General features: G+C 61.8%; 27 protein-coding genes and 1 pseudogene. 16 read left to right on the plus strand and 12 right to left on the minus strand.

From position 1 onward, the window contains the following. Positions 1-43: 43 nt before the first annotated feature. The 11 genes and pseudogenes from OSH10_RS04905 to OSH10_RS04955 all read left to right on the plus strand — a co-directional run bounded on the left by OSH10_RS04905 (position 44) and on the right by OSH10_RS04955 (position 10,856). Positions 44-3,250 carry an efflux RND transporter permease subunit gene (locus OSH10_RS04905; protein WP_266330492.1) on the plus strand — a complete coding sequence of 1,069 codons (3,207 nt, stop codon included), beginning with the start codon at positions 44-46 and terminating at the stop codon, positions 3,248-3,250. A 360-nt stretch (positions 3,251-3,610) separates the two neighbouring features. After that, positions 3,611-3,894: pseudogene (locus OSH10_RS04910) on the plus strand (IS21 family transposase); the annotation flags it as partial. Positions 3,895-4,175: 281 nt separating this feature from the next. Beyond that, entirely contained in the window at positions 4,176-5,372 is a 1,197-nt protein-coding gene (locus OSH10_RS04915) for a tyrosine-type recombinase/integrase (RefSeq protein WP_266330493.1), read from the plus strand. After that, positions 5,369-6,319 (plus strand): hypothetical protein, encoded by a 951-nt coding sequence (locus tag OSH10_RS04920; protein WP_266330494.1) that lies wholly within the window; start codon positions 5,369-5,371, stop codon positions 6,317-6,319. Before OSH10_RS04915 ends, OSH10_RS04920 begins: the two co-directional genes overlap by 4 nt. A 181-nt stretch (positions 6,320-6,500) precedes the next feature. Continuing rightward, complete coding sequence (locus OSH10_RS04925; protein WP_266330495.1) at positions 6,501-6,686, plus strand: helix-turn-helix transcriptional regulator; 186 nt, start codon at positions 6,501-6,503, stop codon at positions 6,684-6,686. A gap of 356 nt (positions 6,687-7,042) precedes the next feature. Beyond that, positions 7,043-7,336, plus strand: a complete 294-nt coding sequence (locus OSH10_RS04930; RefSeq protein WP_266330496.1) for a winged helix domain-containing protein — start codon at positions 7,043-7,045, stop codon at positions 7,334-7,336. Beyond that, complete coding sequence (locus tag OSH10_RS04935) at positions 7,333-8,022, plus strand: hypothetical protein (RefSeq protein WP_266330497.1); 690 nt, start codon at positions 7,333-7,335, stop codon at positions 8,020-8,022. The genes OSH10_RS04930 and OSH10_RS04935 overlap by 4 nt, the downstream gene beginning before the upstream one ends. Then, positions 8,015-8,956: a hypothetical protein gene (locus OSH10_RS04940; RefSeq protein ID WP_266330498.1), complete on the plus strand. Its 942-nt coding sequence runs from the start codon at positions 8,015-8,017 to the stop codon at positions 8,954-8,956. Before OSH10_RS04935 ends, OSH10_RS04940 begins: the two co-directional genes overlap by 8 nt. Further along, a complete protein-coding gene (locus OSH10_RS04945) occupies positions 8,928-9,686 on the plus strand; it encodes a hypothetical protein (RefSeq protein ID WP_266330499.1) in 759 nt (252 codons plus the stop codon). Before OSH10_RS04940 ends, OSH10_RS04945 begins: the two co-directional genes overlap by 29 nt. Positions 9,687-10,234: 548 nt before the next feature. Next, positions 10,235-10,492 carry a hypothetical protein gene (locus tag OSH10_RS04950; RefSeq protein WP_266330500.1) on the plus strand — a complete coding sequence of 86 codons (258 nt, stop codon included), beginning with the start codon at positions 10,235-10,237 and terminating at the stop codon, positions 10,490-10,492. Between the two features lie 49 nt (positions 10,493-10,541). Beyond that, the gene (locus OSH10_RS04955) at positions 10,542-10,856 is read left to right on the plus strand and encodes a hypothetical protein (RefSeq protein ID WP_266330501.1); all 315 of its coding nucleotides are present in this window, start codon (positions 10,542-10,544) and stop codon (positions 10,854-10,856) included. Positions 10,857-11,209: 353 nt separating this feature from the next. On the opposite strand, the gene OSH10_RS04960 is transcribed toward OSH10_RS04955, so the two are convergent. Then, complete coding sequence (locus OSH10_RS04960; RefSeq protein WP_266330502.1) at positions 11,210-11,542, minus strand: hypothetical protein; 333 nt, start codon at positions 11,540-11,542, stop codon at positions 11,210-11,212. A 513-nt stretch (positions 11,543-12,055) separates the two neighbouring features. Between OSH10_RS04960 and OSH10_RS04965 the strand changes: the two genes are divergently transcribed. Next, positions 12,056-12,214, plus strand: coding sequence for a hypothetical protein (locus tag OSH10_RS04965; RefSeq protein ID WP_266330503.1), 159 nt, complete (start codon positions 12,056-12,058; stop codon positions 12,212-12,214). A gap of 293 nt (positions 12,215-12,507) precedes the next feature. On the opposite strand, the gene OSH10_RS04970 is transcribed toward OSH10_RS04965, so the two are convergent. Then, positions 12,508-14,124 carry an FAD-dependent monooxygenase gene (locus OSH10_RS04970; protein WP_266330504.1) on the minus strand — a complete coding sequence of 539 codons (1,617 nt, stop codon included), beginning with the start codon at positions 14,122-14,124 and terminating at the stop codon, positions 12,508-12,510. Between the two features lie 324 nt (positions 14,125-14,448). On the opposite strand from OSH10_RS04970, the gene OSH10_RS04975 reads away from it, so the two are divergent. Next, entirely contained in the window at positions 14,449-14,688 is a 240-nt protein-coding gene (locus OSH10_RS04975) for a helix-turn-helix transcriptional regulator (RefSeq protein ID WP_266330505.1), read from the plus strand. Positions 14,689-15,176: 488 nt separating this feature from the next. After that, positions 15,177-15,773 carry a helix-turn-helix transcriptional regulator gene (locus OSH10_RS04980; protein WP_266330507.1) on the plus strand — a complete coding sequence of 199 codons (597 nt, stop codon included), beginning with the start codon at positions 15,177-15,179 and terminating at the stop codon, positions 15,771-15,773. 302 nt (positions 15,774-16,075) lie between these two features. Here OSH10_RS04980 and OSH10_RS04985 read toward each other — a convergent pair whose 3' ends face one another. From OSH10_RS04985 to OSH10_RS05010, 6 genes are read right to left on the minus strand one after another with little or no spacing between them, the layout of a single operon-like run. After that, positions 16,076-16,723: a hypothetical protein gene (locus tag OSH10_RS04985; protein WP_266330508.1), complete on the minus strand. Its 648-nt coding sequence runs from the start codon at positions 16,721-16,723 to the stop codon at positions 16,076-16,078. A gap of 10 nt (positions 16,724-16,733) precedes the next feature. Next, positions 16,734-17,369 carry a hypothetical protein gene (locus OSH10_RS04990; protein ID WP_266330509.1) on the minus strand — a complete coding sequence of 212 codons (636 nt, stop codon included), beginning with the start codon at positions 17,367-17,369 and terminating at the stop codon, positions 16,734-16,736. Next, entirely contained in the window at positions 17,366-20,734 is a 3,369-nt protein-coding gene (locus OSH10_RS04995) for a hypothetical protein (RefSeq protein ID WP_266330510.1), read from the minus strand. Before OSH10_RS04995 ends, OSH10_RS04990 begins: the two co-directional genes overlap by 4 nt. Next, entirely contained in the window at positions 20,731-21,771 is a 1,041-nt protein-coding gene (locus OSH10_RS05000) for a hypothetical protein (protein WP_266330511.1), read from the minus strand. The genes OSH10_RS04995 and OSH10_RS05000 overlap by 4 nt, the downstream gene beginning before the upstream one ends. Beyond that, a complete protein-coding gene (locus OSH10_RS05005; protein WP_266330512.1) occupies positions 21,771-22,457 on the minus strand; it encodes a hypothetical protein in 687 nt (228 codons plus the stop codon). Before OSH10_RS05005 ends, OSH10_RS05000 begins: the two co-directional genes overlap by 1 nt. Continuing rightward, complete coding sequence (locus tag OSH10_RS05010; RefSeq protein ID WP_266330514.1) at positions 22,457-22,639, minus strand: hypothetical protein; 183 nt, start codon at positions 22,637-22,639, stop codon at positions 22,457-22,459. The genes OSH10_RS05005 and OSH10_RS05010 overlap by 1 nt, the downstream gene beginning before the upstream one ends. 209 nt (positions 22,640-22,848) lie before the next feature. Between OSH10_RS05010 and OSH10_RS22950 the strand changes: the two genes are divergently transcribed. After that, positions 22,849-23,520, plus strand: coding sequence for an SH3 domain-containing protein (locus OSH10_RS22950; RefSeq protein ID WP_407660671.1), 672 nt, complete (start codon positions 22,849-22,851; stop codon positions 23,518-23,520). Between the two features lie 49 nt (positions 23,521-23,569). On the opposite strand, the gene OSH10_RS05015 is transcribed toward OSH10_RS22950, so the two are convergent. The 3 genes from OSH10_RS05015 to OSH10_RS05025 all read right to left on the minus strand — a co-directional run bounded on the left by OSH10_RS05015 (position 23,570) and on the right by OSH10_RS05025 (position 25,165). Continuing rightward, on the minus strand, positions 23,570-24,352 hold the full coding sequence (locus OSH10_RS05015) for a hypothetical protein (protein WP_266330515.1): 783 nt from the start codon (positions 24,350-24,352) through the stop codon (positions 23,570-23,572). Then, positions 24,349-24,861 (minus strand): hypothetical protein, encoded by a 513-nt coding sequence (locus OSH10_RS05020; protein ID WP_266330516.1) that lies wholly within the window; start codon positions 24,859-24,861, stop codon positions 24,349-24,351. Before OSH10_RS05020 ends, OSH10_RS05015 begins: the two co-directional genes overlap by 4 nt. A gap of 109 nt (positions 24,862-24,970) precedes the next feature. After that, positions 24,971-25,165: a DUF5334 family protein gene (locus OSH10_RS05025; RefSeq protein ID WP_266330517.1), complete on the minus strand. Its 195-nt coding sequence runs from the start codon at positions 25,163-25,165 to the stop codon at positions 24,971-24,973. Between the two features lie 848 nt (positions 25,166-26,013). On the opposite strand from OSH10_RS05025, the gene OSH10_RS05030 reads away from it, so the two are divergent. Further along, positions 26,014-26,259 carry a hypothetical protein gene (locus OSH10_RS05030; protein ID WP_266330518.1) on the plus strand — a complete coding sequence of 82 codons (246 nt, stop codon included), beginning with the start codon at positions 26,014-26,016 and terminating at the stop codon, positions 26,257-26,259. Positions 26,260-26,275: 16 nt separating this feature from the next. Here OSH10_RS05030 and OSH10_RS05035 read toward each other — a convergent pair whose 3' ends face one another. Then, a complete protein-coding gene (locus OSH10_RS05035) occupies positions 26,276-26,539 on the minus strand; it encodes a helix-turn-helix domain-containing protein (RefSeq protein WP_266330519.1) in 264 nt (87 codons plus the stop codon). Positions 26,540-26,662: the final 123 nt, after the last annotated feature.

The raw sequence follows: 26,662 nt of genomic DNA on the forward strand, positions 1-26,662 counted from the left end.
TAGGACGATTCACGCAAATTTCGTCCCAGAGTAGGACTTGGAAATGAATATATCGCGGTTCTTCATCGATCGCCCCGTGTTTGCCGGCGTGCTGTCCGTCCTCATCGTCGTCGCAGGCCTGATCGGCATGCGGTCGTTGCCGATCTCTGAATATCCGGAGGTCGTTCCGCCTTCGATCGTCGTGCGGGCGACCTATCCGGGGGCCAATCCCGTCGTCGTCGCTGAGACCGTGGCAACGCCTCTCGAGGAGCAGATCAACGGCGTCGAGGACATGCTGTACATGAACAGCCAGGCGACGTCGGACGGCGTGCTGACCCTCACCGTCACCTTCAAGCTCGGCACGGATCCCGACAAGGCGCAGCAGCTGGTGCAGAATCGCGTCTCGCAGGCGGAGCCCCGCCTGCCGGCCGAGGTGCGCGCGCTGGGCGTCACGACCATCAAGAGTTCGCCCGACTTTATCATGGTGGTGAATCTGGTTTCCGACACGGACCGCTACGACATCACCTATCTGCGAAACTACGCGACCTTGAACATCAAGGACCGTCTGGCTCGCACGGAGGGCGTCGGCCAGGTCCAGATTTTCGGCGCCGGCGACTACGCCATGCGCGTCTGGATCGACCCGGAAAAGGCGGCGCGACACAGCCTCGCTGCAAGCGACATCACCAATGCGATCCGCCAGCAGAACATCCAGGCGGCCGCCGGCACGATCGGCGCTTCGCCCGCACCGTCGACCGCGGACCTGCAGTTGAACGTCAACGCACGCGGCCGCCTCGGCACGCCCGAGGAGTTTGGCGACATCATCGTCCGGACAGGCTCGAACGGCGAGATAACGCGGCTTCGCGATGTGGCCCGCGTTGAAATGGGCGCGGCCGACTATACGCTGCGCTCGCTGCTCGATGGCCAGCCGGCCGTGGCCATCGCGGTCCTGCAGGCGCCAGGCTCGAATGCCATCGAGATCGCCGACCAGATCTATTCCACGATGGATGAGCTGCAACGCGCCATGCCGGAAGGGGTTCGGTACGAGATCGTCTATGACACGACCCAGTTCGTGCGGGCTTCCATCGACAAGGTCATCGATACGCTGCTCGAGGCCGTCGCCCTCGTCGTTCTGGTCGTCATCCTCTTCCTGCAATCCTGGCGGGCGTCGATCATTCCCCTGATCGCGGTTCCGGTGTCGATCATCGGCACCTTCGCCGTGATGTACGTGTTCGGATTCTCCATCAACGCGCTGACGCTGTTTGGCCTGGTGCTGGCGATCGGCATCGTCGTCGACGATGCCATCGTCGTGGTCGAGAACGTCGAGCGCAACATCGAGATGGGGCTGAGCCCCCGGGAGGCGACCTATCGCGCCATGCGCGAAGTGTCCGGACCGATCGTCGCCATTGCCCTGGTGCTGGTGGCCGTCTTCGTTCCCCTGGCATTCATCAGCGGCCTCTCCGGCCAGTTCTACCGCCAGTTCGCGCTGACGATCGCGATCTCGACCGTGATCTCGGCCATCAACTCGCTCACGCTGTCGCCCGCCCTGGCAGCCCTCCTGCTGCGGGACCATCACGCGCCGAAGGACCGCCTTACCCGCGCCATGGATTTTGCCTTTGGCTGGTTCTTCCGCGGCTTCAACCGGATGTTCAGTTCGGCGTCCGCCGGCTACGGCAAGGGCGTCGGCGGCCTCATGACGCGCAAGGGCATCGTGATGGCCATCTATCTTGCCCTCGGCGGCGCGACCTATCTGGTGTTCAACAGCGTACCCGGCGGGTTCGTGCCGGCCCAGGACAAGCAGTATCTGATCGGTTTCGCGCAGCTCCCGGACGGGGCATCGCTCGACCGCACCGAGGCTGTCATCAAGCGGATGAGCGCCATCGCTTTGGAACAGCCGGGCGTCGCCCATGCGATCGCTTTTCCGGGCCTGTCGATCAACGGCTTCACGATCGGCTCGAACTCCGGCATCGTCTTCGCGGTCCTTGACGATTTCGAGAAGCGCAAGTCGCCCGAACTGTCGAGCGGCGCCATCGCCATGCAGCTGAACGGCAAATTTGCCGGGATCCAGGACGCCTTCATCGCCATGTTCCCGCCGCCGCCGGTCAACGGCCTTGGCTCGACGGGCGGCTTCAAGCTGCAGATCGAAGATCGGGCCGGCCTTGGCTACCAGGCACTCGACAACGCCACCAAGGACTTCCTGACCAAGGCCAGTCAGGCGCCCGAACTGGCCGGCTTGTTCTCGAGCTTCCAGATCAACGTGCCCCAGCTCTTCGCCGATATTGACCGGCCGAAAGCCCAGCAGCTCGGCGTCGCGGTCACGGACGTCTTTGACACGCTGCAGATCTATCTGGGATCGCTCTACGTCAATGATTTCAACGCTTTTGGCAGGACCTACAGTGTCCGCGTGCAAGCCGACGCGGCCTATCGGGCCGTGCCGGAAGACATCGGCCGGCTCCATGTCCGCTCGCAATCGGGCGAGATGATCCCCCTGGCCGCTCTGCTCAAGGTCGAAAGCGCCAATGGCCCGGAACGAACGACCCGCTACAACGGCTTCCTGGCCGCCGACATCAATGGAGGGCCGGCGCCTGGATTTTCCTCAGGCCAGGCGGAAGCGGCCATTGAGAAGATCGCGGGCGAGACCTTGCCGGCGGGCATCGACTTCGAATGGACGGACCTGACGTATCAGCAGATTATCGCCGGCAATTCGAGCTTCATCGTCTTCGCGCTCGCCCTGCTGCTGGTCTATCTGGTGCTGGCGGCTCAATATGAGAGCCTGACCCTGCCGGTCGCCATCATCCTGATCGTGCCGATGGGCGTGCTGGCGGCTCTGACGGGTGTCTGGCTGATCGGCGGCGACAACAACATCTTCACGCAGATCGGCCTCATGGTCCTGGTGGGCCTGTCCGCCAAGAACGCGATCCTGATCGTCGAGTTCGCCCGCGAACTCGAGTTTGAAGGTCGCAACCCGGTTCAGGCGGCCATCGAGGCCAGCCGCCAGCGCCTGCGTCCCATCCTGATGACCTCGATGGCCTTCATCATGGGCGTGGTTCCCCTGGTTGTTTCCGTCGGCGCCGGTGCGGAAATGCGCTCGGCCATGGGTGTCGCTGTCTTCTCCGGCATGATCGGCGTCACCTTCTTCGGCATATTCATGACGCCCGTTTTCTATGTCCTGATGCGCCGGGCGGCTGGCAATCGCCCCCTTGTCCAGCACCACGTGCAAGTCTCTGACGGGGGTGAGATGAAGATCGTTTCTTCAAGCAGTGCCAAGGTATGAGATGCCGGAGGACACCTTGGGTTGGTCGATCGCAATGTCTCGGTCTCATGGATGATTGCCAAGGTTCAACCGGAGATGTTGGTTAGCCATGGCCAAGCGGATTTCTTAAGTCCGGAGCATGCCGTGCAATCTAGTTCAGTGCTCCGGCCTCATTTTCTGTCTCGATTTCTTGCGGATTGTTCCGAAAAATATCCTCCCTCTCCGCAACGCCGAAATGCCTGCCGAAAAGCGCCCGGGGGTTCCCGCTGCGTGTGGATCGCGTGCAAAAGGATCCCCCTTGCGGGGGGATCGGGGTCCAAGAGGGGCCCCTCCTTTCGATGAATTCGACAGCGGCCTGGTTTTCCCGGTGGCGAGATCGGGATGCTGGTTGTGGAGACCGTGGTGCGGATTCGGCGGAACCATGCGAGCGGCAAGCCGATCAAGGCAAATGCACGTCACCTGCGTTTGTCGCGCAAGGTGGCGCGCAAGGCGATCCGAGCCCCGGATGGTGCGTTCGCTTGTCATCGCCCGGTCAGCCGCTGCCTCGGCGCGATCGGTTGCGGATGACACGGATCCACGATCTGATACGCCGCAAGGGGGAGGGTTCTTGCGGCCCGACACGTCTACCGACTGTCCGCGCCAAGAGGCCGCGAAGAGATCATGCCCATCTATCGCGTGGTTGTGTCACCCACTAAGCGGGACTGTAACGACGGGCGGGGTATGAGAGGGTGCAGGTCGAATAGGCTGCCAAGTTTACCGTCTGAAAACAGCAACTAGTTAGCAAGAATGGCGGAGGGAGCGTCCGCATCCGCCATATCCGGGATTATCCGGGAACATCCGGAATTAGCTGGGTATCCCTGCGTTATCCTCCCTTCCATTGTCCAAGATGTTCCGGTAATGTTCTATGCATTCCGGTCTCTATTGGGGGAAGCGGAGGGGGAATGCGTTGTCGCACTCGATAAACCGCCGGCCCGAAAAGGCGCTGACTGCCCAACTCGTCCGAACCGTGCAAGAGCCTGGCAAGTACTTTGACGGGCAGGGGCTCTATCTGCGTGTGGAGCCGAACGGTTCACGGTTCTGGGTGCAGCGGATCACCATCCGCGGCAAGCGGTGCGAGTTGGGCCTCGGCCCGCCTTCCTTGGTGCCGCTGGCCGAGGCGCGGGCGGTAGCGCTGGCAAACCGCAAGCTTGCGCGAGAGGGCGGCGACCCTTTGCAGGCTAAGCGGGAAGCCGCTGCGGTCCTGTCGTTTGAAGAAGCGGCCCGCAAGGTGCACGAAATGCACTCGCCAACATGGAAAAATCCCAAGCACGCGGCACAGTTCATTTCGACGCTTGAGACCTATGCATTCCCGAGACTGGGCCGGTTAAAGGTCCCGGACGTGACAACGGCCGATGTCTTGGCGGTGCTCAGTCCGATCTGGGTGGAGAAAGCCGAAACCGCGCGTCGCGTTCGCCAGCGCATCGGCACCGTCATGAAATGGGCGATTGCTCAAGGCTGGCGACAGGACAACCCGGCTGAGAACATAGCCCAGGCATTGCCCAAGGCTGAGACTGCGAAAGCGAATCGGAAAGCGCTCGCCTACGGCGAGGTTGCAGTTTGCCTCGACGCCGTAAGGGCATCGGGCGCGGGTCTAGCAACGAAGCTCGCCCTGGAACTGCTGGTGCTAAGCGCATCACGGTCTGGCGAGATCCGGCTGGCGGTATGGAGCGAGTTCGACCTGAAGGCCAAGGTTTGGGAAGTGCCCGCCGAGCGCATGAAGATGAAGAAGCTGCACCGCGTCCCCTTATCCAGTCGGGCGCTTGCGCTTCTCGATCAGGCCAAGGCGCTGGGCGATGGATCAGGTTTGGTATTCCCCGGCACGAAAACCGGAAAACCCCTTTCCGATATGACGTTGTCGAAGCTGGTCAAGGAATTGGGCTTCCCCGTCGATGTTCATGGCTTCCGGACGTCGTTCCGGACCTGGGCGCAAGAGCGGACGACCTTCCCGCGCGAGGTCGCCGAGGCGGCGTTGGCGCATGCGGTCGGCGATGCCGTCGAGCAGGCCTATGCGCGGTCGGACGTGTTCGAGAAACGGCGAAAGATGATGGACGCTTGGGCAGCATTCCTGGCTGAACGGCGCAACAATGTGGTGAGGATCGCATGACCGAAAACGCGCTTCAGTTTCCCAAAAGCCCGATAGATATCGATGGACCGATCGACTTTGAGCAATTGCGCCATGCCGTCGAGTCTCTTGGACCATTGCGTATCAGCCGTAGTGACAATCCATACTCGGTGGAAATCGATATTTATCGGTGCCCTTGCGGCCGAGACGGATGCCTTGAATACGTGGTCGGTGTTAGGCGGCGGAACGGTATCTTCTCGATCCGCTGGACGGTATCCCCGGCCGAATTACTCGAATTTGCAAGCTTGGGCGAATTCAATAGATACGTCTTGCTCGGCGCCTTGGATGATACTTCCTGCGAACGTCAGATCATGGAAACAGAAATAGAAAATATCCTTGAGAAGCACTATTCCGACGTCGATGCCATGCCCTGCCTCTGCAGTGAATGCGCTGCCGCCATGGGGCCTGAAGAGCTCGGAAGACGAATGGTCCTTTCGCAGTTGGCCCTGACTTTGGCTGAGCGGGATAACTTTATCGGCTTCGCTAGCGAGACGCCTGGCAACGCGGGTCGGGACAATGTGAGTGAGGCCTTCGATTTAGGGTATCTAGCTGGTCGTATCTTCAGCGAATACCAGGTCAAAGCTGGCATCGAGGCATATGCACTAGCGGGAATGGGATTCGAGAAGCTGAAGGCCAAGCGGGCGCATAAAGCAGGAGAAAAGTCAGCCGGCAAGCGAATTGAGCGGATCGCTTCACTTGTCGCACATATGGAGCGCTTGGCAGGCGGGAGTCCTGCTGTGCTGCGCATCGGGCCGCTGGGGCTTGCAAGGTTGGCTGGACAGGATGCCAGCGCGGAGAACCCCTCGTTGTGGTCGCAAGGACTGGGACAGGTAGAGGAGTATCTCGGCCTAGTCCGCAGAGGGGAAGCGGGGGAAGCATTGCAGGCTAGGTATTTGTCCCTGTTCCCTCCGAAGCTACACCGTCACTAGGCAACCGCTTAAGCAGTTTATCACTGTCGCGATGGACCTTAAGCGGTTCGTCATTTGGCCCGGAGAACTTAAGCGGATTGCCTAATTCCTTCAGGCGCTTAGTGGGCCCAGATCTTCTCTTAACATACGGGGACGGTTGCGTTCTTTTGGCGGTGTCCAGCGCCTGCCGAAAGGAACCGACATGGTTGAGAAGCATCTGAGACTGCCCGCCGTCATCGACGCGACTGGCCTGAGCCGCAGCACCATCTACGACAAGATGAAGGATGGCACGTTCCCGCGCCCGGTGAACTTGTCGAAACGTGCGATTGCTTGGCCGGAAAGCATCATCGGCCAATGGTTATCTAGCCGCGTCCAGCGCGCCGCCTAAGAAAAAGCCCCGCCACAATGGACGGGCCGAAGGCTATCAGTTTCGCGTTTCCAGAATAGCCTCGACCGTCCTCTGGCGCAAAGCCATCGAGGTTCAGTCATGCCAGTTACGGTACAGACCAAGCTCCCGCCGGCTCGGGCTGCCGCTCCCCCAGACACGCGAAAGGCCGCGGCTGGGTGCACAGCGCGCGGCCTTCGTAAAATCGATCACCTTGGCGGGCTGATCACTTCGGAAGATAGCCAACCCTCCCCCCTTCTACAAGCTGCCCGTCGCCTTCAGGCGCGGTTCGGGCTGTCGGAATCAACCGCGAAGGTAACGGCGGTCAGTGCCGGCCTCGCCATGCGTGAGGTGCACTCATGACCAATGTCACCAAACTCGAAATCCGCGTCGGCGGGCGCGAGGGTCGGACCGTCAAGGTTCGTGGCCGGGATGCCTGGGCACTGGATGCCCTGCTGCGAGCCGGCGAACGCGGCGTCACCCCGATTGAGCGCCCCGCGCCTAGGTGGTCTCACTACATTTTCAAACTGCGCCGTGCTGGCCTGGTTGTAGAGACCATCGACGAACCCCATGCTGGAACATACGCCGGCCACCATGCCCGCTACGTCCTGCGCTCGTCCGTCGAAGTTCTGGAAGAGGAGCGCGCGGCATGAGGGCACCCCTCGGCTACATCCCGTCGCCTTATGGGGTGCCAGTTGCCGTCTATCGGCTCCAAGGGCTCGACGACGAGTTCGGTCACGACCTCGACGGCTGCATGACCATCGCCGGCATCCACGGCAAGATCAACCGCGGGCGTTGCAAAGCCGCGTTGGAGAAGGCAATGGGAAAGGGCGGCGTGCACTTCCAGATCTTCCTTGATCACGGCGGCTGCAAGGTCCCGCACATACCGATCCAACGGCCAGGCCATTCGGCCTACACGAACATGCCGAAGACGCAAGGGATCGTCGAGCCGCTGGAAAACTGGGTAACGCTGGCCCTAGATCATTCGTCCTGGGACACGCGGGCAGCCACCTTCCTACCCGTGCTCGACCTCGCCATGGAGAGCACGAAGTCGTGGCAGGCACCGCCAGAGATTGCAGCGGCGGGCCTGTCGATCCTGCTGACGGCGGCTGTCGAACACCTTGCGGAATTGGAAATCGACTGTCTAGAAGCCGCGGCTTTCTATGCCGTCTGCTCTCACGACGATTGGCGCGCAGCTGGCATCGAGTGGCTGAAACCCTTCCGTAAAACGTGGTTCGCCGATTGGCAAAAGGACCGGCCGGTCTATCAGTCCTTCGCCTCGGCCTGCCGTGGGTTCTATGACGACCTGCCGGGTTGGATAGGCCGCCCTCATGCGTGACTACGGCAAGGTTCACACCTCATTTTGGACCAGCAGCACCACGCGAGCCATGTCGGAGGATGGGAGGGCGCTCGCCCTCTATCTTCTCACCTCGCCCCACAGCAACCAGATTGGCTGCTTCCGGCTGCCGGACGGGTATGTCGCCGACGACCTGCAGTGGTCGGTCGAGAGGGTTTCGGAAGGGTTTGCCGAACTGTTTCGAAACGGTTTCGCAGCCCGTGATAAGGGGTCGAGCTGGGTCTTCATCCGGCTCTTCCTCAAATGGAACTTGATCGAAAATCCGAACCAAGGCGCATCGGCCGCCAAGCTCTTCAAAATGGTCCCCGATGACATCCATCAAAAGCGAGAGCTAGCAAGGGCTTTGCGGGAATTCGCGCCCAAATTTCCGGTAGGTGTGCTGAACGGTTTCGAAACCCTTCCCGAACCCTTTCGAAACCAGGAACAGGAACAGGAGAGAGAACAGGAACAGGAAGAGGAGCAGGAAAGAACTATCTCGCGAGTGCTCGAAAGCGATGAGGAACCGATCCCGACGTCCGCGTCAAAACCTCAGATGAAGGCGGAAGCTGCAGCATTCGAAGCGGCTTTTGAGGAAGAGTTCTGGCCAGCCTATCCGCGGAAAGACGACAAGGGCCGAGCGCGCAAGGTCTTCCTGGCGGTCGTCAGGGCGAAGAAGGCGACCGTTGCCGAATTGGTGAACGGCGCGATGCGCTATGCCGCCGAGCGCGAGAACGAGGATCCGAAATACACCAAGCAGCCGGCGACTTGGCTCAATGCCGAGGCATGGCTGAACGTCGCACCCCCAGCAGTACCTGCTACCAGCCGTATGCAGTCCGGACAGCCGCGATCCCGCAGCCAGTCGGCAATGGCGGGCATTCTGAGCTACGGACTTACGCAGGAGGCGCCATATGTCGACGGCCCTGTCATCGAAGGCTAACTCCACCTCTGCGGTTCCAAGAACGCCCGTCGCCGAGCGCGCCCGGAAGAAGGCCGAGGAACTGGCCGGCTTGGTTTATGAGGCTGAGCGGATCCTGCAGGGAGACATGTATGCGGTTTACAGCCGCGACGTCGCCACCGCCCTCGTGGCGCACCTGGACGCTGCAGAGACGGTCGCCGCGTCCGTCCTGAACCAGCTCCGAACCGGCGAAGCCAAGGCCACCACGGCAGAGATAAGCCAAAGGCTGGCGCTCGTCATCGGCTCGAACCCATCCGCAGGCAAAGGCGACGCCGCGGTCTACGGCCGGATGCTGGCCGAACGGGTAGGGGCTCAAGAGCCGACGACCGGCGCGCTTGAAGCAGCGTGCTTGCGCATCATGGACACGCAGACTTTCCTCCCGTCGATAGCGGAGGTGCTGACGGCCCTGAAGGCGGAGGAAGCGCTGCAGGCGAGGTGGATAGCGTCCCTTTCCAGGCTATCGGAAGCGCGGCAGGGGCTTCTCGATCTATTGGCCGTGGAAGAGCGACGCACAGCCGAAAAGCGAGCCAGCGTGAAACGCGCCATGCGCTGGCACCTCGAACGGGGCAAAGACTTCCCGCCTCGGACCGCCAGTGAGCACGACATCATGGCCGAGGTTCAAGCCGAGATGGCTAGCGATGGCGTCGCCGCCGGCAGCGTGCCGTTTGTCGAGGGCGAAACCTGGTGGCAGTCGGCGACCGCGGGAACTTGAGGCCGCCACCAGCAACCCAGCCGTCTGGTCCGCACGACTTCGTGGCGGTGGGCCACGACGGGAACAAGCTGGGGGCGTTCCCAGATCAGGCGGCCGCAACGCATGCGGTTTGTGTGGCGGCCAAGCAATATTCCTTCGGTCGCTAGAACCGCGTGTTCCCGGATGACTTTAGGGAATGTATCGGGCAAACTAAGTTATTCGCCTATTGGGGCGGTTGGGGGGGACTTCATGAGAACTTTGATATTGGCGCTCGTCTTAGGCGCGATGAGCACTGGCGCGGCTTTGGCCGGCAACTGCACTTATTCCGATGACCGCGCTTCGGATGGCTCACGCTGCGGCGACAGAGCCTCAACGGTCCGCCCCGGCGGGAAGTAGTCCGATGAGAAATTATCTACGGATAGCCGCCGCTACGATTGTTGTTCTGTTCGTTACTACAATCGTCGTCGAGAGCGCCGCGGAAGCGCGCGGACGGAAGGGTAGCATCCGCATCGGGGGCTACAACAGCCACGGCAAGGGAAGCCACTACATCGGCGGGCGTTAGAACCAGGATGAACTTTGCGGTCGGGTTTCGCCGCGTCGGGGTGGTGCTAGGCGCCATCCCGTTTCTGATCGGCTTGGTCATGCTCGCAGGCTGGGCCTATAACCACCTAACAACACCAAGAGGGCCTTGGGAGAAGTACAGCGGCGCCGATAACGCCCTTTGGTTAGGATTGGGGTGGATAGCCCTGTCGGTGTTTTTGTTCGTTGCCAGTTGGGCGATTGGCTGGATCGTTCGAGGCTTTTCCAAAGGACAAAACACCTTATGAGAGCGGCGCATCTGAATCAGCAAACTCCAACGGGCTTGCGATGAGGCTGATGCATTTAGTGGTGCCGGTTGCGTTCGCTCTTGTCGCGTCCCCGGCGGCTGGGTTGACCGGCGCCGAGTTTAAGCAAGCCGACCCGTCCTTTGCATCCGGCTATGTCTTGGGGGTGGTCGAGGATCGCGTGCTGGTGGTCGACACAGACGATCCGAGGATCGAGGCGATCCGTGCCTGTGTCTTTGGCGCCAAGATAAACAGTGCGACGCTGTACGATTTGGTAATCTCCTGGCTCGCGAGGAACCCGAAGGACTTGCCACTGCCGGCCCTCGGCTCAATCTACAAAGCCGTCAACGAGATGTGCGGCCAATAGATCGCCGGGCTTTGGATAGGCGGCTGCCAGTGCGATATGCACTTTCCCGAGTCAGCCGAAGCCGCTGACGGCGCTTTGCAGGCCGGCCGCCACCCGGGCGGCCGCAGCACCCCAAACGCCAGCCAGTGGACTCGGCAGGCGATTTACGTGCAATGCTGGCTCGGCCTTCACGTGCATGCAAGTGCGCGGCGCGCGTGAGGGAGACAGGCGGTCCTCACGCCAAGGTCTGAGCTGCTTTATGGCCGCCGACCAAGAGTGCGCTCCATACGGCTGCCGTAAGCTTGCCAACGACAATCGTAATGATGGCCTGCTCCTGAAGCACCAGCGAGAACAGGATAGTGTCTAACCCGCCGCTATTTGCAGTTTTTCGTGATTCCAGCCTTTCGGACGGCTTCCTGTTCGCCTTTCAAGCGGGCTATCTCGGGAGCGATGTTGTCGCCACTCAAGCTTGAGACCGGCAGGCCAATCAATATGACGCCAGCAACGTCATTGCTTCTCGCCTTGGACTGTTGAGCCGAGGCGGTAGAAAGCGCCTGGGATAGCCTGACAGTCTCCTGCGCGAGCTGTGCGCAAGAGTAACCTTGGTAGCCTACTTCGCTGACGTAAGACGCGCTGATACTCTCAGGCGCTTTTGCGCACGAGAACGCCAGGCCGGAAAATACGGCCACCAGAATCATGGATTTCATCGATTTGCCCTCCCAAGCCGGGAGAGAATGACGTGGCGGTATGGAGTTGTCGAGGGTCTGATTCAGAGCCTAGGTTCTGTCCGCTCCGACCGCTCAGGACTTTGATAATCTATGCTGCGGGGCCTTCCGCCAGCCAGAACATTCAGGTGGCTTTCGATGAGCGCCAGAAATGCAAGAACGCCACACGCTAACGCCGCTACAATTATCCCTGCAAGCAGACCGAGTATCAGCCCACCTGGGCCGTTCGACCGATAGCCGATCGAAGCGGCGCCACCGACTATGATGATTGCGAACAGCCCGTTCAAAACGGACAGGGTGTCTGCCAGAAAACGGTTCATCCAAGTTCCCCCTAAGCGTAGGAAGAGCATGTCCTCGCGTTAGCTAGGAGTCGAGGGTCTGCTTTGGGGCCGGCGAACGGTCCCCGGTCCTCCAACATGCAGGTGAAAAGTTGGCGACGGTCACCCATCTGCCAAGGGGAGGCCCAGATGCGGGGCTGAGGTGTGAGGCGCCATCTTGAAAGAGAGCATTGGCTTTTTGCCAGCGCTAGCACTTGCGTTGCTGATCGGTGTGGTGACCGTCCTGCGCGCCTACGACTTCGTCTGGTTTTTCGCCCGCCTTTTCTGGGGGCGTCTGACACTCAAGCAGAAGCGCGAAAGGGGCTGGTGGTGGTGAAGTAAACGATTGGTCGCCACGAGCTCCGCGCCTCCCCTAAATGTTCACATTTGTTGACATTCCAAGGAGCCAGACATGGCCGACGAACTCGCCGTCTATAATAGCTGCACGTTGCTTGGAACGATGCGGTGAAACGGTGTCGGCATGGTTCTTGTGCCAGATCACGGATCCTTGTCGCAGTCGCCTTTAGGCTATGGCCTTGAAGGAAGCGAGTGAGCGCAATGGGCGTGACGACTCCATCTGGCGCAGCGATTGGGTCTTCGAGCCCAGATCCGGCGATGAGGGACCGTTTCCTACTTGCAGCTCACAACATCTTGGAGATAGGCGATAACTGTCTCCAGCGACCAGGCTTCCATGTCGAGGCCGACATATTTGTCGGGCCGAATCAGCCAAGCCGCGCCCGCCGAGGGGCCGAAAACCGATGCGAACTGCCCTTCGGCATCGAGAATGACCTCGACTCGTTCAAGCTGCGCGTCGGCCCTGTCGCCGATGGAAACGACCCTGACCAGGCCGGGCCATCTGGCTTCGAGTACCGCGGCGGCCGCCTCACAGGCCGCATCGTCTTTACCTTCAGCGACCAGCAGCACAAAGGATGTGCCCTTCAAAATGTCGAACAGGCGGAGCGGAAAGTTCAGCCCCTCCCGCCGCAGGCCTTGGACATCAGGAACCCGAAGCCCCGCCGGTACGGGCCCGCTGCCCTTAGACAGGCTCAGCGCGCTGTCGCGGTAGTCGACCAAAATCTGCGTGTCTTGCAGTCGATTGGGCGGCGCTGCGCCCGACTTGCCGAGATTGAGGCTCTGCTCGGTGGTGCGCGCGACGACATCGGCCGCCACGGCGCGGCGCTCAGCGCCGTAAGTTTCGAGAATGTTCGGCCCGGCGAGCCCGCGTACCACAAGGGCGAGTTTCCAGGCGAGGTTGTAGGCGTCTTGGATGCCCGTGTTCATGCCCTGACCGCCGGTCGGGGGATGGATGTGGCAAGCGTCGCCGGCGATGAAGGCGTGGCCAGCCCCATAAGCGTCGGCAAGGCGCATGCTGATACGGAAGCGCGACGACCAGCGTAAGTCGGAGAGCACCGCCGGGGTTTCGAGCAGCCGGTCGGCAACGGCCTGTAACTCCGCGAGCGTCGGGCCGGGCCGGTCGGCCTGGATGCCGTGCGCCCATTCACCACTCTGTTCGGTGGCGGTGGCGGTGGCGGTGGCGGTGGCGGTGGAGGCCGGCGCCAGCGTCGAGACGCGGTAGCGGCCATGGCCCGGAAGCGGGATGGCGACAATGAAATCGGGCGGTGCATCGGCCGCCGTTTGCGTAGCGCGGAAGGCCAGCCCGCGCGGCAGAGACCAGTCGATCCTGACGTCGCCGAGCATGAACTCCAGCGGCATGACGCTGCCCTCGAAGTTGATGGCGAGGGCCTTTCGGACGAGGCTGTGTGCGCCATCGCAGCCGACGACATAGTGGAAGCGATGCTTGGTCTCGATGCCGTCCGTCCCCAGTCCAATCTCGACATGGTCGTCTTGCAACGCGAGGCCGACGAGTTCGACGCCTCTCTCGACATCAACACCAAAGGTCGCGAGATGGCGGGCGAGCACGGCCTCGGTCGTATATTGCGGCACGCCGAGCGAGGAATAGGGTAGGTCGGAGAAGTCGTGCAGGACGTCGCGGGCTGGCGCGCCGTCCGTTTCCAGGCGCGTCCCCTTCAGCCAGATGCCGCCGTCGATGAGTTCACGAGCGACGCCCATATCCTCCAGCACTTCTAGCGAGCGCGGCGTCACGCCGATTGCGCGGCAAAATGGAAGCGGGGTCGCCTGCTTGTCGATGATGCGGACTGACACGCCATGGCGGGCGAGCTCCGATGCGACGGTGAGGCCAACCGGACCCGCACCGACGACCAGGACATCGGCATCTCGTGTGTCCATGCTGTACCCCCCCAAACAGATTGACCCCACGACATGCTACGCGGTTTCGACAATCGGTTGTAGATGCGTCTGAGCGGCAGCCTGCGTTTCGGTTCTGTCTCGTGCCTGTTCTCGGGCCAGAACGCGCCCCCTTTTTCAGGTGTCTGGATTGTCTGGATTGCCGGGGGCTCGATGCGTCGCCGCTGCGATGCATCGCGGTAGACCTGAATTTTTCTGAAGCTGCCCGTCCGATATCCGCCGATATGAAATGGCCAGCCCCCTTTTACAGCCCAAGAAGATCCGTCTGCTAGGTTGGTCGCCCACCGTTGAATGGTGAGGCGATCAATGACCCAGAAGAAAACCGGGTATGCCCGTCCGCTGATCCGCATCGCATTGGGCCGAACCGAAGTGGCTGAGGCGATAGGTGTCAGCGTGGCTTCGGTGGACAAGATGGTCCGCGAGGGCGCACTGCCCCCGCCTCGGAAATGGCACTCTCGAAAACTCTGGCTCGTTTCGGAGATTGAGGCCTACCTCAGCGAATGGCCCCTCGATGATGATGAGGATGAGATAGTGGACCTTGGGTAAGTGCGCGCAAATCGCCAACGGGTCTCGCAGACGGGCTTCGGCGCTTCGCTGTATGGCGGAGTGCGGAATCGCCGCTCTCCGCTACCCCCGGTAGAAGCCGGCCCCACCCGCTATTCCCCGTTTGTTTATTGGTTCCCGCCCCGTAGGGAGGCCGCCAGCGGCCACGGGACGCTCACCGGCTATCTAAGTCGCTTTCACAAGAAGGCCTGCCACTGGCCTCCGCAGCCGGTTTGCGCGCCTGTTCTCAGGTTGCCGGATGGCTCCCGTAGACCCGCCTATTCCGCGGGGCGGGCGGCCCCTTTTTTAGGTGTCCGGATTGTCTGCTTATCCGTCCCTGGTGTGCGATTTGTGCGGTTTGCTGCGGCACCTGAAGTTCTCTGGAGCTGCCCCAGCCCTTATCCGCCGATAAGAATCGGGCTCGCTCATCTGTCCCCCATGTAGGACAACCCCCCTTGGTATTTTGAGAGCGCGCCAAGAGAATCAAAGCAATGGCAGGGAAAACAGGCTACGGACGACCTTTGATCCGGTTAGCGTTAAGCCGAGTTGAGGTGGCGCAGTCCATCGGCGTGAGTGTTAGTTCGGTCGACAAGATGATTGAGGAAGGCGCTCTCCCGCCGCCGCGCAAATGGCACTCCCGAAAGCTGTGGCTAGTTTCGGAGGTCGAGGCATATCTAAATGAATGGCCATCGATGGACGGCTCGGCTCCTGATGACCGCCCGGTTCAAGATAGAACCTGGCTCGACGATACACCCCACCAACGGTATCTTGACATGCTCGGGGGCGACCCCGACGAGTTTAGGCGCCAATATCAGGCAGCGAAGGCCGAATGGAGAGCCTCCATCCCAAATTCGCCACTGAACAAGCGCGAGCGCGCGGCGCTCACCCAGTTTTCCCGGCCCGGCATTGAAGTTGAGGCACGGACGGTCAAGGGTGCTGGCATAGAGACAGCAGAACGCCTGGAGGCCCGCGGCTATATCGAGATCCACTTTTCTGAACCCAACCGGGTGCGCGGCTATGTTTTGACCGACAAAGGCATGCAAGCTCGGGAACAGCTTCTCGGGGTTAGGCTACCTATTACCGTCTAGAGAGCGCTGCTTGATCTCCACCTGCTGTTAAAACTGGGCCAGCAGCTCGCGCGCCTCCTGAAGCAGCGCCCGCGTCTGGCGACGGGTCTCGATGGCCTCGCCGGTATAGAGCCCGTGGCGGAATGCACCGTTGCCCGCACCCTTAGGCGCCCCGCCGTGGGCACCGTGGCAGCGACAGACCGCCCGCCCGCGCACTGCCGGCGCCTCGCACCGCATGCCGGTCGACTTCGCCCTCGCGGTGCAACGGGGTGCAATCCGGGCAGCTGATAGACGGTCTATGGGGTTGTCCACGATTTCGACCTTCACCCCCTCCGGCCTCCCCCTTGCTGGACATCGCCGACGATGGCCTGGCCGCCGCTCTCCACGGTAACGTTCTGGTGCTGCACCCGGATCGTCTGCACGCCGCTGGAGCGATAGCGCTTCATCGCCTCTACCTGGGCGGTGAACGTGCGCTGCAGCTTCGTGGCCATGTTGATGTAGCGCTCCGTCATGTCGATGTGCTTGGCCGTCATTGCCGTCGCCAGTAGGCGCATGGATGCCTCATGCGTGCCGGCCATCTGCACGGCCAGCGCCGCCTCCACCTCGTCCTGGGGCTTCTGGCCGCCTACAAAGGCCAGCGCGGCGTTTATGGTGCCCTCGTCGGCATCAGGGCCGAGCACGGTGGTGATCAGTGAAAGCTGGCGGTCTGCGAAATGCAGGGAGCCAGTCCCGAACGTCGCGCGGTAGTGATAGGCGAAGCCGTCGATATCGTCGTGAGGCGCGCCTATGACCCGCTGGCCATCCTTCTCGGTCAACTTGACCCTGAATGGCGCTTGGCGCTGTTGTTGGTGCTCCCGAGCCTCTTGGATGGCTTTCTGTGTCAGCAGGCCGGGCGCTGGCTTGGCAGGTTTCGGCATCGGCAGGGTGGTGTCAGGGAGGAGCGGCACGACCTTGGATTTCGATTTGCTCATAAGACGCCTCCTAGTGTGGTTTCGGCCAAAAGCGGTCGCCGAAGACCATGCTGCTGAGCCCCCGGGCCAGATTGTGCGCGGCCCTGGCGAGGATGTCGGGCGGACCAAAGGCGTTCGTCTCGGCGTGGACGAAACGAGCCAGCCAGGCGCAGCCTTCCGGCGTGACAGGCGTCAGAGAAAGCATGTAGTCGAGCGCTACCCGCTTCTCCGCGAGGGCATCCCTATGCCGGGCCAGGGCGTCATCCAGTCCGCTCCGTTGCCGGGCGCTCTCCAGCAATATCGCGTCGAGGTCAAACGCTGCGTGTGCCGCCGCTCGAAATGACTGGATCACCGTCAAATCGGTCGTCTCTCCGAGGTCCGGCGCCAGCTGCATCCTGTCCATAGCCTGGTCAATCTCTTCGTGGCTGTTGGCGAACACTGCCACCGTCTGCTCGCCCTCCCGCTCGGCACCGAGGAGCGCACGCGGATTGCGCTTTACGCTGTCCGGCATGGTCGCCGCGATGGCTTCGCATTCCTGCGCCAGCGCGGCCTCATGGTCACGAGCCACCAGGAACTCGTCATAGGCGATAATGAAGGGGTCGCCCTGATCCTCCTCAGGTTGGCGAAGATGCTCGATGGCCGCGGAATGGGTCGGGTCCATGCTCATCGGCTCAACCCCAAGGCGCGTGCATAGTCCGTGCTTTCGGCTTGATCGTCCCCGGCCTGGCCGCCCGGAATGGCTTCAGCCCAATTCGCCGGCTTTGTGCCCTTCACCTGCAACGGATCGTTCTGCTTGGCCTCGCTTAGGTCGTCGCGCGTCGTCGCGGCTCCCGTGATGGAGGCCTGGCTATAGCGCTTCATGAGAGCGACGGCCGGTCCAGTATCGGGTTTGAATGGCCGCGTGGACAGCAGCAGGGCAGCCCTATCCGGGTGCAACAGCGCATCCCGCACCAAGTCGTCGATGCTGTTGAGCCCCGCCTTGCGCGCCGCGGTGACCGCGTTCGCCCCGAGGATGGCGATAGCGCCACCGCCGAGCCCGCCGGCTGTCGATCCAAGGGCGGCGATTGCGAGTTTCGACAGGATCGTTTTGCGGCTGTCGCCCTTCGCCGCGGCGAGCAGGTCTTGCGCCGTGCCGGGGCCGCCTGGCAGCTTCACCGCATTGATCGAGCGGTTGGCACGCTGCAGGTCGTCGGCAATCGCCTGCATCTGGTCCAGTTCGTGTTCGCCAAAGACCCGCTTTAGCGCCGCCCGGTTCTGCTTGATGAAGCTTTGGAACTGGTCCGACTTCATGAGCGCCCGGCCGCTCGTTGCCGCCTCGGTATTCGAGACCAGCCGGCCCAGCATGTGGTCAACCACCGACTTCCGCAGGCCCTGGATGGCCTCGGGGTTGCCACTGACCGTCCGGGCAAGCTGACCCATCATGGCCCTGGCATCCTGACGCCCGAAGACGCTGCCGACCATGCGTGTGATGTCGTCGGGGTGTTCGGCTCCTATCAGCTTGCCGAAAACGCCCTTCTGCGCCTCGTCGAGCTGCGCGGCACGGTTGGCGCCGGCATCAATAGCGGCCTGGGAGGCTTTGGCAGCGTCAGCAAACTTGGCGTTGAGGGCAGGGAAGGCCTTCAGGGCCTCGCCATGGCGACGCTTCCACCCTTCCAATTTTTTAGGGTCGATGATCCCTTCCGGTGTCTCCGCCGCGCGCCGCATCGAACTGACGGCATAGTCCTGCAGATGACCCATCGCACGGTCATCGCCAACCGCCTTGCGGAAGCGCTTGATGTTCTCTGCCGATCGACCACCGGGGAAGAATAGCTTTTCGGGGACGGCCGCGTTCTGGAGGCGGTAAGGGCCTTCGCCGCCAGAACGTCGGAGAATGGAGCCGTTCGCGCCGTCGTTGAAATCTCGGGCACGCTGCTTCGTGCCGGTAGAGGCAGTGATCAGCCGGCCTCGGGCGGCGTCGTCGAAGTTGGGGGTGAGTTCAGGAGCGCCTTGTAAGCTTTGATCTCCCGGAGCACCGCCAGATTGCCGGCCGCCCGAAAATCTCGCTCCATTGCCTGCAGGGCCACCGCGCGATCCGCTAACGGCAACCTCTCCAATGCCTGTCGCACTAGCTCGCCCGACGTGTTGCCGCTCGACGTGTTCACTCACCCACCTATTGAGGACTGCAGCAATCGTGTCTTCTTCGCGCATCGCCCCGGTGGCGACGGCATCAGCCTCCTGCGCGGCCTTCTGTGTCAGGACGCCCTCAACATCCAGCTCAACCGCGCCGCGAAGCCGCGACAAGCGAGCATAAATCGGCGTCTGACCGTTTGTCATCATCTCCTGGCGCATCAGGGTCGAGACACGCGCCCGGAGCGCCGACATCGCGTTGAAGCTGATGACCGGCTTGAGTTCGCCCGCGACCTTAAAGATGGCGGCCTCCTCACCATCCATTGGCTTGGCGGTTTCCGGCATTTCCTTGCGGATGTCGGCCGCGGTGGAGCGGACGTTATCACTTTGGAGGGCGAGCTTGCCCTCCGGGTCAACGGCCTTCCAAAGCGACCGCTCGCTGTGGCGTGCCGTGGTCTCTGCGTCGCGCAGGAAGGTGCGCAGCGTGTCGCCATAGGTCTCGGCCGAGCCGTTGCCGCCGAGTGCCTGGGCCTTGCTGCGAGCGCTCTGGAGCGCCGTCTGCAACGCGGCGTCGGTCTGCTTGTCGATATCGGCAAGGCGCGACCGGAATGCCTGCGTGATGGCCTGTGGATCGCCTTCAGGCTGGATCGTGCCGAGGGAATCGAGGCGGGCCGCATTCTGATCGGCGCGGCGCTGATTGAACGCCACCGGGTCCTGCGTCGCATATCGCCGTTCGAGGGCGCCGAGGCCCATGTCGCCGGTCTGCTGGAAGGTCGTCGGCTTCGAACCCGGTACCAGCTCGCCGGGATTGGAGAGCGCCTCTGCTGCCGCGCGCGGATCGGTTGCTGCGTCCCGAATGGTCTGGGCAGCTAGTCGTTCCTGCCCGCCACGGGTCATGGGGGCGACCATATCCCCGACGATCCGGCCGCCTTCGGCCATCATCCGGGGGACACCCGACACCAGCGTGCCAACCGCACCGCCCGCCATGCCACCGGCAAGGCCGCTGAGCGGGTCGTAACGGTCGGGGGTGGCCTCCATAGCCGCCACGGAGCCGCCGCCCGCTGCGCCGCCCGCCACGGCATTCCCAGCTACAGCCGCAGTGCTGTTCGGCCAGCCGAGAAGGTTGAAGGCCGCGGCCGTCGCTTCAGGGGAGAGTGCGCTGGCCTTGGCGAGGCCGCCCACTGCCGCCTGCGGGCCGACCGTGTAGCCGATGCCCTCGCCGACGCCGCGGGCTATGCGTTCGCCGGTCGTGTTGGCCGGGACGTTGGCCGGGTCATCGACCCCGATGGTTCCGAAGGCGTTGGCAATCGACTGCGAGCCGCCGATGGGGTTCTGGATCTGGGAGAGGTTGGCGCCTGTCGCAGCGTTGACGCCCTGAATGCCCTTGTTGAGCCCCCAAGTAACCAGATCCACCGGAGCGCCCGCCGTGGCATAGAGCGCGTTGTTCATGCCGGCGGCGACGTTGCGCGTGATGCCGGCGCCCGGCCCCTTCGTCTGCTGATAGAGCGCCTTTAGATCGTCGTCGCTCATTTCCTGCAGCGAAGCAGCGCCGGCTTTCGCCTCAAGGCCTGCCTGCAGCTGGGGCCGCTGGGGCTGGGCCTCGATGTCGTCAAACCCCCCCGACACCCGATTGCGGCCCCTGGCCAGCATATCGTGGTTGTCGATGGGCGCGGCGGCCACAGCTTGGCCTTGGCCGCCAGCGCTTGGAACCGCCCCCTGGCTGCCTGGGCTGGCGAGCGGGCGGGCCTGCATCGGTTCGAGGTGCGACTGATCCTTGCCGCTCCCGGCGATAGGGAGATGGTCGGCCCACGAGGTATCAGGCGGCGCATACCCGCCACCAGCACCACCACCTCCGCCTCCACCGCTCTGGCTGCGGGCGTAGAGGTCGCGAAGCTCGTCGTCGGAAAGCGACTGTAGATCTGTCATTGCATGATCCCCCTGCGGCGCATTTCCGCTTCAATGTCCTGAGGCTGGTAGCTGGGTGTCTGCTGCTGACGGCTGTTTCTGCTGGGGCCACCGCCGATATCGTCGAGCGACATACCGAGCGCCGCCTCGATGGCATCCCGCGAATAGCCCTGCTGCGCATAGGCGGTTGCCATCTTGCGAGCGGCGTTCGTCGCCAACTCCTGCTGACGAGTGAGGTTCTTTCGGATAGCAGCGGGCGTCATGCCGGGGTTGATATCGGCCTTGTCGAACTCGCCCTTTTCCTGAGCTGTGAGCGCTGCGCCGAAGAGCTGGTTGCGGATCAGGTTTTTGCGGGTCTGGTAGTCCTGCCACCAGTTCGCCTGATCCCCAAAGCCAGCCCCGACGTTCCGCCCGAGCGTGTTGGTGATGTCGCCGGCCCAGCTGGTCCCGTACCCCCCATATCCATCCTGGAAGCCTTCCGTCAGACGCCCCATGTCGTCGACGGCTTGGCCCTTCGTGCCGAGGTCCTTGATGGTCATGGCGGGCAGCGGCCGGCCCGGCTTGGCCTCGCCTCTGACTCCAGCCAGCCGCGCAACAACCTCCGGGTCGGCAGGGCCACCGGGGATGAACGTCAAGCCGCCCTCAGGACGAGGCTGATACGCGTTCGGGATATTGCCCGTGGGCGACTTCGCGCCGCCGACCGGACGGAAGCCAGTCGGAGATTCCGGGTCGTAAATGCCCTTCGTCTCGCGGCCCTGATCATCGTAGAAAGTTTCGACGTTCGGGCGCTCTAGCCGTTCCGCCGTGCGCTGCTGCATTCCGAGCATCGAGTCTCGATAGGAGCGGTTGGCCGTGAACTCGTCCGCCCACTGCTTGTCCTTCACAGCGTCGCGTTCGCGATTGTACTGATCGTTGAACATCTGGCGGGCGGCGGATTCCTCGTACCGCCGGGTGCCTTCCGCCATCTGCTGCATCTTCGCGGCATAGTCCCGCTTTTCCTGGACGGCTTCGCCAGGTGCTGAGAAGGCATCGAATAGAAATCGGCTGTAATCGGCCATCAGTACATCAACCCCGTTGGCTGGGTGAATCCGCCTGTGAACATGCCGGCGAGGCTTTTGCCGGCGCCAAGAGCCGCACCTATGATGTTCGCGCCGGTTGCGTCTTTGCCCTTCTGGAAGTCAGCCTCGGCCCCGGCAGCGCCGGTTGCCGCGTTCCAGCCGTAATTCGCCTTGGCCGTGCCGGCGTTGTAGTCCATGCCCGCCATGCCGCCGTAGATGTTCGACTGGCTGTCAGCGGCCCCGAGGGCCTTGCCGTCGTACCCACTCAGACGCTCCAGCCAGTTGCCGTAATCCTGATCGGCGAGGCCGTATGCTGCCTTCATGGTGTCGAGGCTCGTCTGGCCGGAGCCGAGCTGCCCCTGAGCCGACGCGCCGCGGTTCACGGCTTGCAGCGCTTGATCAAGGGCGAACTGGTAGCCGGGGCCTGTCTGATAGGCGCTCGTGGCCCTGGCGTTGCCATCTGCACCATTCAGGCCGAGGGCGTCGGCGTATGTCTGCGAGCCCTTGCTGAACGTCTGGGCGAGGGGCTGATAGAGGCCGAGCGCGGCGGCGTAGTCTTCATTGGCGCCGGAAACGCCCTTGTCGATTGCGCCATATGCGTCGGTCTTCCCGGTCTGGTAGCCTGCTTTCAGCGCATCGGCCGCGGCCTTCTCGTTCTTGTCGGAGAAGAGGTCCAAAAGCGACATCAGTTCGCCCTCCCTGCGTGGGGGCGGCGGCGCCGATCAATCTCGCGGTAGCTCTCGATACCGAGCGTTGAAACGATGGAATCGCGGAACACGCGGGCGACGGAAGAGCCCCTTCGGTCGGCTTCCGCACGCACTGCCTCGGAAAGATCCGGCGGTAAGTAGATGGAGAATGTCAGCGGCATCTGGGCCTCCAATGAACTGGATTTCAGTTCATCAATTCTGGGCGCAGAATGCGGCTATTGCAAGAAATTACGTAATTGAAACAAGTAGATACGATAGGATTCGGGGCGATACGGCAAGATACGAAAAGGACAGCATTGAAACGCCTTCTTCTCCCTGGAGTAGAGTTTGCTAGACTACTCGCGTGGCACAGCCGTTCGGGGGAGAGGCAATGGCGCGGCGTAAGGGAGGGTCTGGCGGGACGATAGTGCTCGGGCTGATCGGCTTGGGCGTCTACGCCTTGGCGGGGCAAAAAAGCCAGACGCCTTCTGCCGCTCCAACACATTCATCCCTGCTGGAACCTTCACGGCCGGCAGCGTTAAAATCCGAACTTCCCCGCGCATCCACTGATCGAGCCCCAGCGCCTGCGGTGCAGTCTATCGAGCCGAAGACACTTACGGTCACGGTACAGGCCCTGCGTGTTCGTTCAGCGCCGTCAGACAAGGCCGAGATTGTCGGGAGGCTCGCCCTGGGGGACCAGGTGGTCGGGCATCGGCAGAGCGGAACTTGGATCGAGGTCGCCCGCGATGGTTCAATTCTAGGCTGGGCGGGTGAGGTCGGGTTCAAAGCCCCGGCCAAGCCTCCGCAGATTGCAAAGCCGAGAATAGAGAGTGTCCTTACCGCGGCGGCGATAGCCGTCATGCTCGTGAACGGAAGCAGACAATCCTACTACGCGAGCGGCCGGCCCTGCGCTTGCCCCGATGACGTCATGCGAAACGGCCGGCGGTGTGGAAGTCGAAGCGCCTACAGTCGGCCGGGTGGCGCCTCGCCGATTTGCTACCCCCGCGATGTGACGTCCGCAATGATCGAGGCATTCCGGACTAGGCAGGCTACTCGCCAATAAAAAGCCCGCCGGAGGGGGCGGGCTTGGTTGGTGGGCGGGCGGGCGAAGGTCAGGCAGCGATTGACCCAAGTGCCGTCTGAACCTTCGATACAATTTCCCGCTTCCCACCAGACCAGTCGCCCAAGCGGAGAATATCGTGGTTTATTGTGCGAGTGCGGGTCCGCTTCGAGACTGAGGACGCCAATAGATCCTCGTAGACAAGAAACGGTGTCACGTTGCGCATGCCCTCGCGTTGGATCAACTCCGCGCTCAATAGCGCTTCCAGTGCCTTGGGCTCACTTGTCGCGGCGTAGATAGCCGCGCTTCGGCCGTTGGCCGCAGTGACAAGCACATCAGTCACGTACTCGCCGTGATCTGGTGCAATTGCCGCTCTCTCTTGAACGTCGGCTCGCCCTTCGAAAAACTCTTGAACAGCAGCCACCAGATCGTCCCGAAACGAATGCTCGACCTTCTCGCGGGTGAGCATAGTGACGTCCTGAATGCGGTTCATGAATGAAAGAAACGAAAAAATCGCCGCGTCTGAATTATCGATTGGCACCCATTGAGAGCGAAAGGCGTTGTCGGCTTCGTCAAATATCAGGCCATGAGAGCCGGCCAAATCCCGGACGGTCTGTAAGCGAGCCTCGCTTCCTAGATCGATAGCATCCTCGATTTGCACCAGCGTATCGCCGCTATCCTCAAATCGGATTTGGCCACCTTCGACGCGGCCATAGAATGTTACTGGGCCATCGTCCAGCCAGAGAAATGGAGAGACAATCGCATAGCCCATCGGAACCTCGCGAACGCGAAATCCATTGGCCAACGCGTTGTTGAGCTTCCGCTCGAAGTTCATAAGTCCATCTCGGCCTGATCCGGCACCTCAAATCGGTACCTTCGAGCGGCAATCTGCATGGCATTTGTGAGCGTAACATTAAACTCGATCGTGCACGGGATCTCCTTGCCGCCACTAGGAAAATATACCGTGTTTTCCTTATCCCGCAAATAGCCGGGATTGGTGCGGTTAACGTCACCTGATACAAAGTGGCAGTGCCAATTTTTGTGAGACAGGTGCAATTCGTGGGTGCAGATGATTGCCCAGTCGTCCCCCATCTTGATAGCAAGCCGCGCGCTGAAGGCGCCAATCTCGGCGTTTAATACGAGCAACACCAAAAACTGACGCTGAACACTCTCGAACTTGATCACCCGCCATGACCAGGTATGGCTGTATTTTAGGCGCTTTTGCTTTCGTAGCGGAAATTTTGACGCGGGTACCGGTCCTGTCTGCCATGCGCCGTAGTCGACAACCTGCTTCGCGGGATCTTCTATGATGTCACGGACAGTAAGCGTAGCAGTGCTGCTCATTCTCTGTAAGGCCCCCTGACCTTGTGCCTCCGCACCAACTCAGCATTCCGCTCAAGCTCTATATTCTGACGAGCGAAGGAGGTCGGTGCGTCTACAGGGATGTTGGCGCTCAGTCGCCCATTTCGAGAGTGCGATACTCGCCGGCCTCGTGGTCGTAGACCTCGATTTCGTTCCCCTCCCGCACGAGATTGCCGCTATCGATTTCAACCGAAGCGCCGCTGTCCGCATCCGTACCGTCCCATGCCGATGCGCTCGACATGCAGGCAACCAGACCGGCGGCGACCAAAGCGATTACCCTGAACATCCAAATCCCCCGCACTTCATGACGCGGGGTAACGATACGCAGCCCGACGGCCCTCCGATAGAGGGGTTTCGCAATGCCTTACCGGAGACGGGAGCTGTCGTGTTCTTGAGGACTGTTGAGTTCTGCTTCATCCTGGGCCTCGTGACTTGGCCGGCAGCGCGGGGGATGCGATGCCAAAGCAGCACGAGTATCGGATTTCAAGAACGGCGTTGACGCGCGCCTTCGTCTACGCAGCTCTCATCGCGGTATCGATCCTTCTCTGGTGGGCTGTCGTCCAGCTTCTGGTGGATGTCGGCTCAATACGCATACCCACGGGGTAGCGGGACGCCTGCCAGCTGCAACGCGTTGCAAATTATTGCGCGATTTCGACGTTTAGGCGCCCGGTTTAGCCATGTTCGACGATGTGCAATCCGGTCAGCTTTCGATGCGTCTGGCTTTCCCTCAGTTTTGAGGAAATGTCCGGTTCTCGATAAGACCACGGCGGAGGCATCATGTGCGGACGCTTCAGCCAGTAATTCACCCTGGGCGGTGATCAACGCCTTTCCGTCGCGCTCCGACACAGTTTTCGACCAAGATACCTCGGATGTCCTCTGAGCGAGGCAACTCTCAGTTGCCGCACCAATGCGCGATGCGGGCCGCTTTGGGCGCTTTGCCGGGCCGATAGGGCACTGCGAGCCCTTACTGGATCAGCGCCGTCCAAGCATCGCCGTCAGCCGTCGTGAGGCTTGCCGGAGTCGTCCGAATGATGCCCGCTGCGAGATTGCAAGACGCCCATTGCGCCAGACTATTGCACCCAGATACACGCTATGGTTTAATTTTGAGTGTATCCGGTTGTGGTGGAGGCCAGCATGCGTCGCGCCATCGAGAAAGAGCTAGAACGCCAAATTACCCGGCTCTGGCAAACTCAGGCCCTCATCGATGAGTTGGTCGCGCTGCTGGATGCCTGGGACGGGGATGCCGACCGGGAGCCCTTGTTGGGTTCGCCCGAACTGCCGCCATTTGTATGGGGGTCGGGAATCGGGCGAGAGGTATCGCAGGTCCAATGGGCTGCCGGTGCTTTTGATGACCGCGAGGATGATCAGTGTGCAGCCTAGCTTCCTGCGGGCTGGCCTAGTGTTCTGGTTGGCCTGGCGACTCGGATTGGAGGTCGGCAAGTACCGCATCGGCGATAACGTTTGGATGCACTTCTAAGGCGTCGGCAATCTGTAGGAGCCTGAAAACGCTCAACCGGTCCTTCGCCTTCTCGTACTTCTGGATCTGTTGAAAGGTTATCCCAAGTTCGGCAGCAAGTCGCTCCTGGGAAACGGACTTCTCCATGCGAATCGAGCGGATGCTGCGCCCAATGATGACGTCGACGTACGTCGCTTGTGTCATCTTCCCACCATCCGCTCTACTCAGTTCGCTGTTCTGATTTTCAGGAGTCTTTCTGCCTCTTCGCGAGCAGTTAACAATGCATCATGCGTAACACGGAGATCCACCGTGTCACATAACTGTATC

Origin of the sequence: Kaistia defluvii (assembly GCF_026343955.1) — a bacterium.
Classification (GTDB): Bacteria; Pseudomonadota; Alphaproteobacteria; order Rhizobiales; family Kaistiaceae; genus Kaistia; species Kaistia defluvii.